Source organism: Rheinheimera sp. A13L (genome assembly GCF_000217935.1).
Taxonomy (GTDB): domain Bacteria; phylum Pseudomonadota; class Gammaproteobacteria; order Enterobacterales; family Alteromonadaceae; genus Pararheinheimera.
Genome location: NZ_AFHI01000056.1, coordinates 87,004 through 104,105, shown reverse-complemented (window position 1 = coordinate 104,105; position 17,102 = coordinate 87,004). Strand labels below are relative to the sequence as shown.

General features: G+C 45.6%; 12 protein-coding genes. 4 read left to right on the top strand and 8 right to left on the bottom strand.

What is annotated here, in order from left to right; all coding sequences use genetic code 11:
* Positions 1-2: 2 nt before the first annotated feature.
* The 3 genes from RHEIN_RS17590 to RHEIN_RS17580 form a co-directional block, all read right to left on the bottom strand.
* On the bottom strand, positions 3-707 hold the full coding sequence (locus RHEIN_RS17590) for an ABC transporter ATP-binding protein (RefSeq protein WP_008900332.1): 705 nt from the start codon (positions 705-707) through the stop codon (positions 3-5).
* Positions 708-743: 36 nt separating this feature from the next.
* A complete protein-coding gene (locus tag RHEIN_RS17585; RefSeq protein ID WP_008900331.1) occupies positions 744-2,018 on the bottom strand; it encodes an efflux RND transporter periplasmic adaptor subunit in 1,275 nt (424 codons plus the stop codon).
* A gap of 366 nt (positions 2,019-2,384) precedes the next feature.
* Positions 2,385-3,236: a DMT family transporter gene (locus RHEIN_RS17580; protein WP_008900330.1), complete on the bottom strand. Its 852-nt coding sequence runs from the start codon at positions 3,234-3,236 to the stop codon at positions 2,385-2,387.
* Positions 3,237-3,458: 222 nt separating this feature from the next.
* On the opposite strand from RHEIN_RS17580, the gene RHEIN_RS17575 reads away from it, so the two are divergent.
* From RHEIN_RS17575 to RHEIN_RS17560, 4 genes are all read left to right on the top strand, one after another.
* Positions 3,459-4,442 carry a response regulator gene (locus RHEIN_RS17575; RefSeq protein ID WP_008900329.1) on the top strand — a complete coding sequence of 328 codons (984 nt, stop codon included), beginning with the start codon at positions 3,459-3,461 and terminating at the stop codon, positions 4,440-4,442.
* The gene (locus tag RHEIN_RS17570; protein ID WP_008900328.1) at positions 4,435-4,839 is read left to right on the top strand and encodes an Hpt domain-containing protein; all 405 of its coding nucleotides are present in this window, start codon (positions 4,435-4,437) and stop codon (positions 4,837-4,839) included. The genes RHEIN_RS17575 and RHEIN_RS17570 overlap by 8 nt, the downstream gene beginning before the upstream one ends.
* Positions 4,829-5,227 (top strand): response regulator, encoded by a 399-nt coding sequence (locus RHEIN_RS17565; RefSeq protein WP_008900327.1) that lies wholly within the window; start codon positions 4,829-4,831, stop codon positions 5,225-5,227. The genes RHEIN_RS17570 and RHEIN_RS17565 overlap by 11 nt, the downstream gene beginning before the upstream one ends.
* An 86-nt stretch (positions 5,228-5,313) precedes the next feature.
* A complete protein-coding gene (locus tag RHEIN_RS17560) occupies positions 5,314-6,429 on the top strand; it encodes a sensor histidine kinase (protein ID WP_008900326.1) in 1,116 nt (371 codons plus the stop codon).
* Between the two features lie 8 nt (positions 6,430-6,437).
* On the opposite strand, the gene RHEIN_RS17555 is transcribed toward RHEIN_RS17560, so the two are convergent.
* The 5 genes from RHEIN_RS17555 to mtnN form a co-directional block, all read right to left on the bottom strand.
* Positions 6,438-10,025, bottom strand: a complete 3,588-nt coding sequence (locus tag RHEIN_RS17555) for an EAL domain-containing protein (protein ID WP_008900325.1) — start codon at positions 10,023-10,025, stop codon at positions 6,438-6,440.
* Complete coding sequence (locus RHEIN_RS17550) at positions 10,022-10,276, bottom strand: chemotaxis protein CheB (RefSeq protein ID WP_008900324.1); 255 nt, start codon at positions 10,274-10,276, stop codon at positions 10,022-10,024. The genes RHEIN_RS17555 and RHEIN_RS17550 overlap by 4 nt, the downstream gene beginning before the upstream one ends.
* A 323-nt stretch (positions 10,277-10,599) precedes the next feature.
* Positions 10,600-15,036: an EAL domain-containing protein gene (locus tag RHEIN_RS17545; protein ID WP_139056501.1), complete on the bottom strand. Its 4,437-nt coding sequence runs from the start codon at positions 15,034-15,036 to the stop codon at positions 10,600-10,602.
* A 210-nt stretch (positions 15,037-15,246) separates the two neighbouring features.
* On the bottom strand, positions 15,247-16,206 hold the full coding sequence (locus RHEIN_RS17540) for a cobalamin biosynthesis protein CobD/CbiB (RefSeq protein WP_008900322.1): 960 nt from the start codon (positions 16,204-16,206) through the stop codon (positions 15,247-15,249).
* A complete protein-coding gene (gene mtnN, locus RHEIN_RS17535) occupies positions 16,207-16,920 on the bottom strand; it encodes a 5'-methylthioadenosine/S-adenosylhomocysteine nucleosidase (protein WP_008900321.1) in 714 nt (237 codons plus the stop codon).
* Positions 16,921-17,102 lie beyond the last annotated feature (182 nt).

The following is a 17,102-nucleotide window of genomic DNA, read 5'->3' as shown; positions in this document are numbered from 1 at the left end:
CCTTAAGCTTCGCCAACCAGATGCAGGTTAGAGTTTTTATTCGTCAGCTCGCTGACATGACCATCTTTAATATAAATCTGGCGTTTAGCGCGGGCCGCCAGGCTTGGGTCGTGCGTGACCATCAAAATAGTAGTGCCGGCTTTATTTATGTCTTCGAGCAGGCTCATCACACTTTGTGCCATCTGGCTGTCGAGGTTACCTGTGGGTTCATCCGCCAGTAAAAAGCGTGGTGACGTTGCCAGGGCGCGGGCTATAGCCACACGTTGCTGCTGACCACCGGACAACTGGCTTGGCAGATGCTTCATGCGAGAGGCTAAACCCACCTGATCCAGATGGTATTCAATACGTTTTTTACGCTCCGCTGTATTCAGGCCACGGTAACGTAAAGGCACATCCACATTGTCGAACAGGTTAAGATCCGGAATAAGGTTAAAACTCTGAAAAATAAAGCCTATTTTTTGGTTACGCATGCGGGAGCGACCGTTGTCGTTTAGTTTGGCTATGTCTTCGCCGTCCAGCAGGTATTCACCGCTGGTGCTGGTTTCCAATAAACCTGCAATATTTAAAAAGGTGGTTTTTCCTGAACCTGAAGGGCCTGTCACACTGACAAAGTCACCTTCGTTGACATGCAGCTGGATATCCCGCAGCGCATGAGTGATCACATCGTCAGTGATAAAAGATTTACTGATTTTATTCATGGTTAACATAACAAGTCCTCTGGCGTTCTCGCCTTAGTTATTTATTCAGTTATTAAGTTGTACTGTGCTGGCGCCTTCAAAAATGTCAGTGCCTGAGGTAATGATTTGATCGCCCGGCTGCAAACCTGCCAGAATTTCAACTGAGTTCAGGCTACGGGCGCCCAGTTCAATCGGAGTTTTAATGGCCATGCCATTGCTGACTTTGTAGGCAAATTTGCCATTGCTGCTATCGAGGAATTGGCCACGGGCTACCTGCATCACGCCTTCGCGGTGTTCCAATAAAATACGGCTGCTTAAACGTTGGTTTTGACGCAGGGCAGGTGGCGCTTCTTTGGTAAAACGTACCCGGCCTTTGACCTGGTTTTCGAACACTTCAGGAGAAATGGTCACCAGCTTGCCCATATACAGTCTTTGCTCAGCTGTGACTTCCACTGGCAAGCCAATGATTAAATCGTTGGCATAACTTTCGGGCACGGCAATTTCCACTTCAAACTGGCTTAAATCCACCACAGATAAAATCAGCTGGTTTTTGGTGATATAGGTTTTGTTTTCTACAGCCAGATTACCCAATAAGCCATCCACAGGAGAACGGACTTGCAGGCCATTGACCTGACGCTGAAAGTCCTCCACCAGCAAACGCTGACGGTCCAGCTGCTGAGCTAAACTTTGTATTTCAAAATCCAGGTTTTCTTTATTCAGGCGGGCATCTTCTACAGCGTGCTGGTGCTGCAATTTGGCAGTTTCTAAATCGTCCTGCGCTTTTTCGTGCTCAATTTTGCTGATCACACCTTTGTCAAAACCCTGATCGGCACGGCGTTTCTCACGCTCTGCTGTGGTTAAAGTCACTTGTGCTATGTCCACAGCTTTTTTGTCGGTCAGTTGCTGCTTTTTCGCCAGAATTTTTTGCCGGTTATGGCTGGTTTCTAAGCTGTAAAAGGTGGCTTGTTCCTGCAGCAGTTTATTGTTCAGCTCGGGGCTGTCGATAGTCGCCAGCACATCCCCTTGTTTCACTTCAGTACCTGCATCAAGCAATAAGCTGATAGTGCCCTCAGCCGGAGCATAAAGTTTAGGACTGACCGCTGCGACCACCTGGCCCTGCGCTGATATATCCCGGGTAAAATCTGCTGTTCTTACTGTGTCCAGCCGCACGCGCGATAAAGACACCGACATATCCGACTGCGACCAACTGCGAGCCGCAGGAATAATCTGCCATAACAGCAATACCAAAAGCAGGCTGACAGAGCCTGCTACCCAGAATTTTTTAGTGGTTTTTTTTGGTGCCAGCCGTTCATCCTGGCTGCTGGTATCGGCTATTTTCATGGGTTTTCCTGCACTTTAGCTCTTTGGTAAGGCATCAAAAAATGCCGCTATTACCAATGAGTCGTCAGGGACAGGAAAAAGGTTTGAACGAAATAAAAATAAATGTTGGTGATTGAAAACCATGAAGATTGTTTGGTAAGCCGTAGGAGCGACCTTTATGGTCGCCCGTCTATAGATTCTAATTAATGTGAGGGCGAAAGAACTCAGTCAACAAAGCCCGCAGCTTCAAGTGAGCAGGGCTGCCCAAAGTAATTGATGATGCGGCGAGGCGACGAGTGATTGAGACCCCGGGAGCATAGTTCACCTATGTGACTGGGGCGAAAGAACTCAGTCAACAAAGCCCGCAGCTTCAAGTACGCAGGGCAGTTACCATAAACGTTGTCTTGTGGTGATATACCCAGCGTAAAAGATAATGGCCACACCGGCAAACCAGCTCATGGTGACAGGTTCTGACCAGAACAAATAACCAAAAAGCCCGGCAAAAATAACAGAGCTGTAAGTCCAGATACCAATATCAGAAGCAGGCGCTAAGGCATAAGCTTTGGTCATCGCCATTTGGCCTATAGCGGCCAAAATACCCATAAACGCAAAGGCCCACCAGGCGATAGCTGGCAATTCCTGCCAATAAAAAGGCACGGGCACAAAAGAGATAATGGCGGTTAGTAAGGAAAAATAAAAGACGATACGGGCTGCGGGTTCAGTGTCAGACATATAACGAATGGTGGTTTTGGTGACTGCTACTAATACCGCTGACAGCAGCGCTATTAAAAACAGATAAAAAGCACCTCCACCGCTGGCTACAGGTAAAGCCAATAACACGCCACCAAAACCCAAAGCTACGCTGAATAAGGTTAAGCGGCTGGCCGTTTCTTTTAGCCAATATCTGGCAATCAGCGGCACTATAAAAGGTGACATTAAAAGCACCACCATAGCTTGGGCTAAAGGCAACTGGCTGATGACATAAAAAAAGCAGTACATCGAAATAATGCCGGTAATGGAGCGGCTTAGATGCAGATACCAGCGCTTGGTATAGAGCAGTTGTTTACCTTGCACCCAAAGCCAGGGCAGCATCACCACTAAGGCAAAAAAGTTGCGGAAAAACACCACCTGCGCATTGCTGGCACTGTCGCTGGTCAGTTTGACTAAAGCACCTATACCAGCAAAACAAGCTTCAGCCAGTAACAGCAATAACGCGCCTTTCAGCAAATTGGGTTGCATCGGAAATCACATCCATCGAAGAGGTGCGCAGTATAGCAGAGCAACGCAGAAATTTACTGTGCTTTCAGGGAGTCATCAGGTGGTTCTGTTGATAATTCCAGCTGAACTTAAATGCTAAACAGAGGACAAACTAAGCAAATATCCATTTTCGCTACTAAACTGCAGTGAAAGATGCCCTAAGGCGACTATGAGATTAATGAAGTTAAAACAAGGAGCGTTTCGTTGATACCGACCCGTACTTTTACGATCCTGGTTGTAGATGATGTTCTGCTGATGTGTGACTTTTTATTTAAAGTTATAACCTCTATTAAAAACTGCAAAGTGCTAAAGGCAACTGATGGGCGTACTGCTATCGATATTCTTGAACATGAAACCATAGATATGTTGATCACCGACATAGAGATGAACGCACCAAATGGCCTTGAACTGTTAAAAAAACTTCGCAGTGGTGCTATCAACAACCCTCACGACATTCCTGTTTTAATGTTTTCTGGTAATACCTATAAAGATATGGTTTTAGAGTGCCTGGCATATGATGTGAACGATTTTTTAGCTAAACCATTGTCTGCTGATGGTTTAAAGAAAAAAGTGGTATTTCATTTACAGCACGAAAAACAGATCCTTGATGCTGAACACTATAAAAACATTGTGTTTGTGCCCGAGAAAAAAGAAGTAAAAGCGGCGGAGCCAGCTCTTACCGCTGAACCCTACCGATCTAATGTTGCTATAGTCCGTTCTTTGTCTGCTTCAGAACACAAGGGCTATGTGCCACAGGAAGAGAGTGAAACTGAAACCGAACTCGCCGAATTAGTGGTCTGGCCGGAAAACTCAACAACGGGTTTCCATCAATTGGACAGACGTATGTTGATCCTGGCGCAACGTATTAACTTCTTTCACAACTTATTTGTTAAAGAAAGCAAAGCTATTGCATTAGCAAATGAAATAAAACGCATTGTTGAGGCCATAGACTACTTAATTTATGTGGGGAAAAAACTGCAAAATACCAGTGATGGCCAGCAGAGCTTTTGGGTGTTTTTTAATGACAGGATCCAGAAGCTGACTGATTTAGGCGGCGATCTGGCAAAAGTAAACCCCAAACATAACTCACAGATCCAGCCCTTATTTAAGCGTATCTCGTATTGGTGGGTGCAAACGCTGAACAGACCTTTTGTGCACCCTCTGAATGAGTCAGATCATAATGAATAAAGGGCCTGCATTGCGACCACTTTCAAACCGGCCTTTATTGACCGTTGAAGCCATCAGCCTGATTTATGGGGAGTCAGACGCAGGACTGATTATCGACACCTTGAAACAATTCAGAGCCGAAGCTCTGGGTTATGTGATTCAGATTGATAAGTTATGGCGCACCGGTGCCTTTGACGATATTACAAGATATGTACATAGTTTAAAGACAATGGCTGCTATGGTGGGGGCGGAACGAATGGCACGGCTTTGTCAGGTGTTTGAGCGGCAGCTCAAAACCAGAGATATGGTTGAAGCCCAGCGCAGCTATCCTGTATTTGAAGTTGTATGGGCTGAAACCTTAGCCGAGGTGGACAAATGTATTTTGGCAGATGGAGAAGCGTCTTCTGATGCAGAGTAATAACGCGCCTGTTGTATTATTTATCGATGATGAGCAATTCCTGCTCAATGCTTACCAGCGTATGTTCCGGCAGTCTGACTGGCAATCCTTGTTTTGTCTGACGATGAAAGAGGCCTATGCGATGCTGGAGCTACACCCGATTCAGTTGATACTCTGTGATTATTATTTGCAGGATGGCACAGGCGCAGAATTTTTTCGTGGTCTGGATCACAAATACCATGCTGTTAAGCGTGTGTTGCTGAGCGGCAGCAGTGAAGATTTTACGGATGAGTTGATAAAAGCAGGACTGGTTGATCAGGTATTAAGCAAACCATGCAGTAAACAGCAGTTGAGCCTGGTGATAGAAGGTTATCTGGCGTCTGTAAAATCAGCCTCCTGTCTGTCCTAAGTGTGCTGTGTTGCTTTTATCTGTTGTGTTCCGACATGCTGTTGACTCAGGTTTAGTACTTTTCAGGATTAGATGGGTAAAACCTTATGACAGCATTGGATTCAGTGTCGAGTACCGTATTACAACTTTTGCATAAAGATCTGCTGCTGGTTGACGCATCAGGAGTACTGCTGTTTGCGACTGGTATTTTTTCGGACTATAAAACGGGTAGTTTTTTATCAGAAATATTACCGAACATTTCTCTACGGGAAAACAAAGAGAATGCACTGGCACTCTGTGGCCCTGTTGATGTGGGCCCGGTTGGGCCTTTACTGTATCAGATTATCCCACTCACCGAACCTCAATTCATAGGCTATTGCTTGCTGTTTCAACAGGTATCTGATCACAATGTGCTGCAGAAAAAATCAGAGCATATGCAACAACTGTTGTTTCAGTCGGAGAAAATGGCCGTTATTGGCCAGTTAACGACCAGTGTCACCCATGAAATAAACAATCCTGTGGGTTATGTGCATTCTAATTTGCAGACCTTTTCTGATTATGTGGATAACCTGATTAAAATCATTGAAGTGCTGTCTGATCCTGACACTACAGAGCCATCAGAGGCCATTAAGAAAAGATTTGATTTTGACTACATTTGTGCAGACATTCGCAATTTGTTAAAAGAATCAGCCTTTGGCCTGGAGCAGGTGATCGCTCAGATCATGTCGCTGAAAGATTTATCCCATACCGATGAAGGCCATTTCCAGCTAGCCAATATTGAAGCAGGAATTTTGTCGAGTTTGACTATTGTGAATAACGAACTGAAGTACAAAGCTGTGATACACAAAGACTTTGCAGCTTTGCCTATGGTGGAGTGTATACCTTCACAGCTGAACCAGGTGATGCTGAATTTACTGGTGAACGCCGGGCATGCGATCTCCGAAAAGGGCGAAATTCATATCAGAACCGGTGTTCAGCAAGACTGGGTCTGGATTGAAGTGCAGGATAACGGCTGTGGTATCAGTGATGAACACTTATCACGAATTTTCGACCCCTTTTTTACCACTAAAGTTATAGGAAAAGGCACGGGGTTGGGTCTTGCCTTGTCTCTCGCTATTATTGAGCGGCACCATGGGCGTTTTGAGGTGACGACCAAAGCAGGTTGTGGCACCAGCTTTAAGATTTGGTTACCGGCACAGCAACCTGTCGTATCTGCAGGCTGATGAGCTGTTCAGCCCCTTTTTTTCTCATTGGCGAGCAACTGCTGTTTCATTTGCTCATTTTCTAACTGGATTGCTCTGAGCCTGAAGGCTTCAGCAAGCTGCAGTTTTAAGTCATTTGGCTCCCAGGGCTTCGTAATAAAGCGGTAAATCACACATTCATTGATGGCCTTAAGAATGCCACTGATTTCAGTCGTTGCACTGAGCACCATACGAATAACATCAGGATAAATAGCCCGGACTTTTTGTAAAAAATCAATGCCTGTCATATCTTCTAACCGCAAGTCAGTCAGTACTATATCTACATTGTTTTTAGCCAGTAAATCTATGGCCTGAGCTGCAGATTCTGCCAGCAGCAACTTATAATTCTCCAGCCGCAGTTCTCGTTTCAGAGCCTGCAGTATATTGGTTTCACTATCCACCACCAGCAAGCAGCGCTGGCCATTGGCATAAAGTTCAGGGGGTAACTGGGCTTGCTCTCTGTGTTGAAGTTGATGGAAACATTTGTCGGCCGGCAAAGGCATTGAATAAAAATAGCCCTGAATTTCATCACAGCCAGCTTTGAGCAGAAAACCAAGTTGTTCCATGGTCTCAACACCTTCTGCGATCACTTTGATACCCAGGTTATGCCCCATGGAGATCATGGACCGGACCAACGCCGCACTATCAGGATCTGTGTAAACATCGCCAATAAAACTGCGGTCGATTTTCAGTTGACCGAAAGGGAAGCGCTTTAAATAGGCCAATGAGGAGTAGCCTGTACCAAAATCATCAATAGAAAAGTGAATGCCCAAAGAGCGGAGTTCCTGCATTTTGAGCAAAGATTCATCTGCATCATGCATTAGAATACTCTCCGTCATTTCTATTTTGATCCAGTCAGGGTCTACCTGATACAGCTCCAGTATAGTGCGAATACGGGGAACAAACTGCGCATCCATAAAGCTTAAAGCTGAAAAATTCACTGCAACCGAAACGCCCTGAAGCTCATTTCTCCATTGGCTGATTTGGTTACATACAGTGGTAAACACATAGAAGTCCAGTTCAGTGATCAAGCCACTTTGTTCTGCCAATGAAATAAAAGCCAGTGGAGAGATCATCTGCTCCTTGTGATACCAGCGCACCAGCGCTTCCAGGCCGCAAAGCCTGCCTGTGCTTAAATCAGCCTGTGGTTGGTAATAGACTAAAAACTCTTTACTGAACAAGCCTTGCCGTATGGCTTGTTCCATTTGTAAGCGTTGTTGCACTATGGTGTTCATTTCCGGCTTAAACATACAGATCCTGTTGCGTCCCTGATGTTTTGCTTCATACATTGCTGTGTCGGCATTTCGTAACAATGTGACGCTGGTATCCCCATCCATAGGATAACGACAGATCCCAGTGCTGAAGCTGATCACTATTTCTTGTTGTTCTAACATGACGGGGCGTATTAACTGCTGCCTCAGCTTGTCAAGGCGTCTGACGTGAGTAGATATAGGACTATTGTCTGTCAATAAAATAACAAACTCGTCCCCTCCCAGCCGGGCTATGGTATCCGTGTCCCGTATTTGCCTTTTCATACGTTCTGCAATGTGCTGCAGCAATTCATCTCCGGCAGTATGGCCAAGACTGTCGTTAATTACTTTAAAGTGATCGATGTCTAAAAACGCCAGGGTAAATTGCTGGTCATGACGTTTAGCGTAAGCTATAGCCTGTTGCAGCCGATCGTTGAGTAAATTTCTGTTAGGTAAACCGGTCAGGCTGTCGTAATTAGCCTGATGCTCCAGCTCCTGTCTGTAGTTTTTACTTTCAGTAATATCCCGCAATATGCCGACAAAATGACTGGTATGGCCCCTGTCATTGACGACGGGCGCCAGAGTTAAATCATTCCAGAATGACGAACCATCTTTACGGTAGTTCAGCAGTTCAGCGTTGCCTTTGCAGTTGTTGCGGATTGCTCTGCGAATGGAGTCCAAGCCGGGTTGATGCCTATCCTGGCTTTGCAGAAGTCGGCAGTTTTTCCCCAGCACTTCGGCTGATGTGTAACCTGTCAGTTGTTCAAAAGCTGGATTGACATAAACAATAGGCTGATCTGGTGCCTCATTGTCGGTAATAATGATGGCATTGATGCTGGCTTCGATAGCTCTGGTTCGGATACGCATCTGCAGATCTTGTTGCCGTTGCTCCGTCATGTCCTGCATCACCGCAATAGCGCCTTGTAACTTATGTTGTCTATCAAAAAAGGGCACTGCTGAGCTGAGTAAAGTCTGGATGTCTTGTTGCTCAGTTTTGATATCCAGCAATATATTTCTGCAGGCTTTTTGTTGTTGCAGGGTTTGATGCAACAACCAGCGGCCCGGGTCACAGTAACTGGTACTCTGTTGTTCAATATAGAGTGGCTGACCAAACTGATCCAGGCTCTGAATCACCACGCCATCAGCCATCTGGCTAAATTCCTGATTACTGATAATTAGTTCACCGTCTTGATCCGCCACCAGCACAGCGACAGGTAAATTGTTCAGCACATTTCGTAACATCGATTCACTATTTGCCAGAGCTTTGGTACGCTCTTCCACCAGCATTTCCAGGCTGTCAAACAGCCGGGCGCGGCCCAGAGCCATAGACAGCTGACGTCCCAGCGATGCTAATGCATCCAGAGCGTCTGTAGACCAGGCTTCACCATTTACATGCACCACGTTAAGCACACCTATAGTTTCACCTTCTATCAGCAGTGGAATGCTGGCATGGGATTGCTGGTGAGAGCAGTGCTTTAACAGAGGACATTGAGTGATGTCTGTGGGCTGATTAATTTTGTCTCTGAATACGGCATGGTGGCAAGGGCATTGATTAATGCAATCAAATTCGGTCAGAGGCTGCATGAGCTGATCTAAACCTGAATGGCCTGCGACCACTAAACAGTTTTCCTTACCTTTCTCAGGCATCAGTAACCAGGTTGCGGCTACATCAGGAAATTGCAAAACCCGTTTTAATGCTTCATCTATCAGCTCATTTTCCTTTTTTTGCCCGGTAATGCCGATGGTAAAATGAAACAAAGAATGCAATAACGAATTTGAGCGGGCCAGTTCATCATGTTTTGTTCTTAATTCATGGTTGATCCGTACTCCCTGTTCGTAGGTGGAGATCAGCAGGTCAAGCAGCTGTTGCCGGCTGGCAGTGATAAAATGGCGTTCGCCTTCCAGTAATACTTCAAAGCTTGTTTGAACCTGTTCCTGGGCTCGCAACTCATGGTTGACCAAAAAATACTGGATACGGGGCAGCAAATAATGCTCGTCGTTGGGCTTCACAATAAAATTATCAGCACCACAGGCTAAGCCGTGCACAACGTCCCGTGGATCTGCCAGTGCAGTCACCAAAATAACCGGGATCTGTTTGGTTTTATCTGACTGTTTTATTTGATGGCATAACTGATAGCCATCCATTTCAGGCATCACAATGTCGCTGACGATCACTGTTGGAGTGCGGTGTTGCAGTATTTCCAGAGCTTCAACACCATTACGAGCCAGCCATACAGTGCAGCCTGAATTCTCTAATAAAAGCTGCAGCTCTGCAGCCTGAGTTGCACTGTCTACGACGATCAGCACATTCGCTTCCTTGAATATCATTCAGACTCCTTCTGTGATAAGGATAGGCTTTTATCACGTTGCAAATGGTTGATAAAAATGGCAACGCTATGGGGGCCCAGTATGCAGTGTTGGAGGCTCAGACGTCGCACCGCATCAGGCATAGGGCCAATGCAAGCAATGTCCGGATCCTGTACTAAGTAAAGTTTGTCTGAACGGCGAATTGTGTTTATTCCTTCAGCTTTGTTCTGACCCAAACCAGATAATTGGACTGCAATGAGCTTTTTAGCCATAGGGCTCCGGCACTCTATCTTTTCCATGAACGATAGCGTTCACAGGCAAAAGGCAATAGGCTAATTCGTTCCACATGAATGCGGGTAATACTCTGCCTACTTCTGCAAGCTGAATAGCCAGGCGGTGTTGACCAATGCAAAAAGGTAGTAACTCTGCTTGTTCCACTGTTATATCTTCAGTTCCTCTGATAAATACAACATAGATGGCATTGCGACGGCGTCAAGTCTTAGTCACAGTTAATCAGCTGGTTACAGTCTAATCGAAGGTGAAATGAGATAGTTTGGGGTAAGGCTAAGTGAAAATATTTTTGTTTATCAATAATTTAATTTAAGTGTTCGCTATGCAGCCAGTTAATCAATTCTATGGCTGGCATAGGTTTAGCAAATAAATAACCCTGGATCAGATAACACTGGCGACTGCTGAAGAAAGCCAGTTGCTGTTCAGTTTCTACACCTTCGGCGACACAACTCATACCTAAGCTGCCAGCCATCGACAAAATGGCTTCGATAATGGTTTCATCATCCGGATCTATGCCAATGTCTTTAACAAAACTGCGGTCAATTTTAATGGCGTCTATTGGCAGTTCTTTTAAGTATTTTAACGAGGAATAACCAGTACCAAAGTCATCCAACGCCAGCTGAATGCCCAGTTGGTTCAGCGCCAGCATAGTGGTAATGGCCTTTTCGTGGTCACGCATCAGCGCGCTTTCGGTCACTTCATAACGCAAGCAAGAGGGTGGCAACTGGTATTTATTCAGCAACTTTTCAGTATGTTCCGCCAGAGACAGTTGTTCTAAATGACTGGTGGATAAATTCACCGACAAGTACAAATCTAATCCGGCCTGACGCCATTGCTGCAAATCGACCAAAGCCCGTTCCAGCAAAGATAAAGTCATAGGAATAATTAAGCGTAAATCTTCTGCCATAGGAATAAATTCGGTCGGCGGAATAAGGGTATTTTTATGACTCCAGCGCATTAATACTTCCACCCCTATCACGGACTGGCTGCGGCAATCGACAATAGGCTGGTAGTAGTTAATAAATTCGCCATCTTTAAAGGCTTGTCGTAACTGAGTTTCTTTGGCCAGTTGCATATGAGCTTTTTCGTTCATCTCGGCAATAAAAAACTGGAAGTTATTACGGCCCAAATCTTTGGCGTGATACATGGCAACGTCAGCATGTTTTAATAACGAATTGGCGTCCGTGGCATCGTCCGGGTACACAGCTATACCAATGCTGGGCGATACGCTGACGGTATGAGTGCCTAATTGCATAGGTTCGCCAATAGATTGCAGCATTTTGCGGGCTACATGGCTGATGTTGTCATCGTTTTTGTAGCTCTCCAGCAATACCACAAATTCATCACCACCTAAACGCGCTATGGTATCTGTTTCTCTTAAAGTGGCACGCAAACGTCTGGCGACTTCCTGCAGTAATTGATCGCCGACATCATGACCTAAAGAATCGTTGACCTGCTTAAACTTGTCGAGATCGATAAAACACAAAGCCAGAGACTTTTTAGCCCGTTTAGCCTGATCTATACCATGTTGAATACGATCCATCAGCAAAGTGCGGTTTGGTAGGCCTGTTAACGAGTCGTAGCTGGCTAAATAGCGTAATTCTTCTTCTGCTACTTTTTGTGCTGTGATGTCGGTAAACACCAGTACAAAAAACTCTACTTTATCCACATCACCTATAGCGCTGATATTTATCAGGGCAGGGCGCTCTTTACCGTCAGGGGTGTGCACCAGCTCTTCACCTTGCCAGTGCTGATTAACAGTTAAACCACGTAACAACGAAGTGTAAAAACGACGACGTTGCAGGCTGATGCCCAGATGGTGAGTTTTTGGGCTAACCAGATACTGATCGACAGAACCAAAGACATCAGCAAAAGACTGGTTAGCAGCTATGACTCTTTGGCTGGCATCTAAAATCACCACCCAGTCACGGGTTTGCTGGAAAGCTTCACCAAAAAGCCGGGCTTTTTCCTGGTTCGCCCTGGTTTCGGTAATGTTGCTAAAAGTACCAATGACCCGTTCTGGCTGACCTTCATCATCCACTTCAGCCACTTTCCCTATATCGCGGAACCATAACCATTTACCATTTTTATGTTGCATACGGTAAGTGTGATCAAAGGTTTTATCCGGCGTTTGCATTAGTTTCAGCCAGGCTTGCTGATACGCGTCTTTGTCTTCCGGATGCAATAAAGATAAATGTTGGCTCATCGCCAGCGGATTGAGCGCTTCCTGATAACCCAGCATGCTGTGAATACGGGAGGCAAACATAATGTTTTTGCGGGCATGCCATTCCCAGGCGCCACTGTCGATGGAGTCCAGCGCTTGTTTTAAGCGTTGTTCACTGGCGGTCACTTTGGCATGAGCTACTTTGAGCATACGTTGTTGTTTTTGCCGGGTTCGCAAATAAAACAGCATCACAATCAGGGTAACAGACGCATACACCATATAAGCCCAGTAACTCAGCCAGGGGGCAGGTTCTACTTTAAGGCGCAGAGTCGCCACTTCGCTTTCAAGGCCTGTCACCGGCGATACGGCCACTACATTAAACTGATAATCTCCCGGCGTCAGCTGAGGGAACATCACAGAGCTGGAGCTTTGTTCAGGAAAAACTAAACGCTGCGGGCCGTCCAGCCAATAACGGTAACGCATTTTTCCACTGTCACGGAAATTCAGACTGGAATAACTGATGGTTAAACCCTGGCTGTTATAAGGCAAACTAAAAAACTGACCTGATAAATCGGTGAGCGGGCTTTCTATAGGCGAAGACAATAAGTCCAGCTGAGTAATGACAATACGGGGTTTGCGCCTGGGTTCCGTCAATTGCGCCGGCGATAGCAGGTTCACTCCACGAATAGAGCCAAAAGCCATCTCGCCATTGCTTAACCTTTGGCTACTTTGGCCGATAAATTCATTACTGGATAAACCATCTTTTTTACTGAATTGTTCTATATGCAGGCTATCAACATTTAACGAAGAGACGCCATGCAAGCTGGAAAACCAGATATGGCCCAGTTGATCGCGGTTCACCGCATACACCACATTGGTATTGAGTTTGTTTTTGCTGTGAAAATGATGTTTCAGCTGCATAGTTTTCGCGTCAAAAGCCAGCAAACCTATATCTGCAGCGCTGAACCATAAGGTATTGTTTTTATCCAAAGCCATCTGATCGGCAAAACGCATACTAAAAGCTGTACTTACTTCGGCCTGGTACAACAGCTTTAACTCTGTTGTTTTTTCATTGTAGGCCCAGAGCTTTTCATAAGCGGACAACACCAGCCAGTCTGGTTGGCCTGGCCATTTGCCTAAAACAGCACGAACCTCGCTGGCAGGCAACTTTTGCTTTAATGCAGTGAGTTCCTCTGCTTGTCCTGTTTCCACCTGGTACAAATAAAAGCTTTCTCTGGTCAGCAGATAAAAGGGTTGCTGCTGATTAAGCCAACTGCCGGGCCGCGCTTTGTTCAGCACAGCCTGCTGCTCTGGCCCTGCTACCGGGGCTTGTTGCAGCTCTTTATGTTGACTGGAGAAATAATTCAGGCCACTGGAGGATAAGAACCATAAGTCGCCGGCTTTATCCATCGACAAATTCATGATGGTACTGGTATGCCAGACGGCTTTTGGATCCGGGTTCACCAGAAAATGCTGAACCTGCTGAGTTTCCAGATTTAATAAGTTCAGGCCATTGCGACTACCCAACCACAACTCTTCCCTGCTTTTTTCAGCTATGGCAGTAATTTTGTCATTACTTAAAGCATCAGGTCCTGTACGACTGAAATTGCGAATGGCTTTGCTGCGTGGATGCCAATAATAAGCACCATCAAAACGACTTCCAAGCCAATAACCACCCTGACCGTCTTCCTGCAAAGCTACTATATTGTCGTCAGACAAATTAAAATTACTTTCGCTGAATTTCAGCACCAGCGCTGTGCTGTTTTGCTCTGGTGTATAACGTAACAAACCACGTTCTGTCGCCACTAATAAATGATCAGACTGGATCTTAATTTTCCAGACATTAGGCCCGGCAATCAGTTCTTTGCTCGCTGGAGTTTGTCCTGTTTGTAAAAACTGTTTTATGGCCGACAGTTCCAGTTGATACAAGCCTTCGACAGTACCTACCAGCAGATGTTTATCCTGAATTTGTAAGGCTTTAACATGGCGCTGATAGTCCATCGACTGGCCTTGGGGCAAATGAGGCACCAGCTTCAGTTGTTGAGTGGTTTTATCATAGAGGACTAAGCCATGACTGGTACCGAGCAGTATCCAGTCCGGAGTTGTTAGCAGCACACGAATATTGGCCTCTGCTAATGCTATATCGGCCAATCTGGCTAAAACAGTCAGTTGGCTGTTGTCTGTCTGATAACTATATAGCTCTGTTCTGCTACTGAGTAGCAAGTGTTCGTCATCTGATTGTATTAAATTGACGAAACGGTTTTGCAGTGTTGCAGTACCGGGTAAGGAGGCATGTAAAAATAACTGAGCTTTCAGCGGATCAAAAGCATATAAGCCAGAACGTGGGGCCAAAGCCCATAATCTTTGTTTTGAATCTAATACTAATTGAGTAAAAGTCAGGCTTTGCAATTGAGGTGAGTCTGCACCAATCAGCAGATTTTGATAGCCATCATAGCGGTTTAATCCCGCATCTGTAGCTATCCATAAAAAGCCCTGACGGTCGAGCAATAAATCATTGACTGAACCCTGAGATAAGTTTTGATCCGGTGTCAATGGCTGCAATAGCGGTGCAGCCATTGCAAATGTGCAAAGGCAACACAGCAGCAGCAGGCCGCAAACATAGCGCAATAAGGCTAAAACAGGCAAAACTAATCCTCTGAAGGTCGGGTTATTATTGTTATTAGGTATATAAGCGTCAATCTGGTGCAAGAAGCCTAAGAAAATACAGCGAATGGCGTTACAAAGTCCAGCATAGTTCCAAAGAAATTTACAAAAACAGAAAGCCTGTTAATAGATCAGCCACAGGCTTTGTAACAAGCTGAAAATAAACACAAGAAAGGCGGAATAAAGCTGGAATTGCCGGTTTAATTTCAGTGACCCAAGCATATCATTCACTTGAGGTAAGGGGGCCGGTCCAAGCCGTTGGCGCTGATTTTTCTGTTGCTGATAGACTACAGGGCCAGCCAGATTCACCCGCAAGGCAGAAGCCAAAGCCCCCAGAATAAGCAGATGTGGCAAACATAGTTTCAGCTTCGCTGCCTGACGCCATTGCCGCACAGCGCCTGTGATATCCGTCAGCAAAGCCAGCAACAGCGCTGTGATCAGGCTGGCAGGGAAACTGGCCCACTGGGTTAACAAAGAGGCAGGGCGGCCAAAATAGCGGAAATTGCTGTGTTTATCATTCCATTGTTGATTACATAGCAGCAGCAAACGATACGCCACCGCAGCTAAACCGCCGCCAATTAAAAACCAGAAACTGACCCCTATCCATTGCTTGGCGGTACGAAGCCATAACATTTCGATAGTCGCTTTGCATAAACCTGTGCTGCTTAAATTTTGGGTTTGGCGTAACACCAAAGGTTGTAATAAATCTTTGGCTCTGCTGTTTTGTTGCTGACTGACAGCCAAAGCTACTTTGTGACTTTGTTTGCGGTAATAAACAAAATCCAGACAAAAATACAGCAGCAGACCATCCAGCACCAAAGGCCAGTCCGATAACCAGTACAAAGGGGCCAGTAAAGCTAAGGTGGGTAACATCACCACAGCCAAAGCTAAACTGCCAGAAATCAACTGCTGACTGCTGGCTCTGTTTGGATCCGGATGAACTTTAGCGGCCAATTGTTTAGCAAAAATGCGGAAAAAAGTTAAAGGCTGATAATCCTGTGGCAAAAGAACCAGACTGCCAAGTAACCAAATGCTTAGCAGTACCAGTGGATAAGCCGAGAGATCGTCCAGCCAGTAAGGCATTTAGCTTAACTGAACTGTTTTAAGGTTTTTCAGCAGTTCCAGCACCATGGCTGAACTGTTTTTGGACGCAATTTCTAAATAAGCTTCAAAAGACGTAGGCGACTCTTTACCTGCTATATCACTTAAACTGCGGATCACCACAAATGGAGTATTGAGCTGATAACAAGCCTGAGCTATGGCAGCGCCTTCCATTTCCACAGCTAACATCGTCGGAAAGTCAGCACGGGCTTGAGCAATACGCTCAGGTTGACACATAAAGACATCACCTGTGGTGATTAAGCCTTTTTTCGTTTTGCAAAAACCTAAGGTAGTAATGCTTTGTTCTGCCGCGCTGATTAAGGCCGGATGGGCGGTAAAAGCTGCTGGCATACGTGGCACCTGACCAATTTCATAACCAAAAGCTGTGACATCTACATCGTGATGCCGAACTTCAGACGAAATCACCACATCACCTACATTTAATTCAGGATCAAAACCACCTGCCGAGCCTGTATTGATCACACAATCCGGTTTAAATTGGCTAATCATTAATGTGGTGGCGACTGCAGAAGCTACTTTACCTATGCCTGACTGCACTAATACCACTTGAGTATCGGCCAGACGGCCCTGATAAAACTCATAATCTGCCAGTTTGACCATGGTCATATCGCTTAATTGAGCTTTTAAAATTGCAATTTCCGGCTCCATAGCGCCGATAATACCCACAAGTTGCATCTGCCGATCCTCAGAATTAGAAAGGGCAGATGATAGCATCTGCCCTTCATTAATTACACCCGTCGTACTTGAAGCTGCAGCTTTGTTGTCTGCGCTTCACAGCCCCAGTCACATAGCGCTGCTATGCTCCTGGGGTCTGACTTGCTTGTCGCCTCGCTGCAACATCAATTACTTAGGGTAAG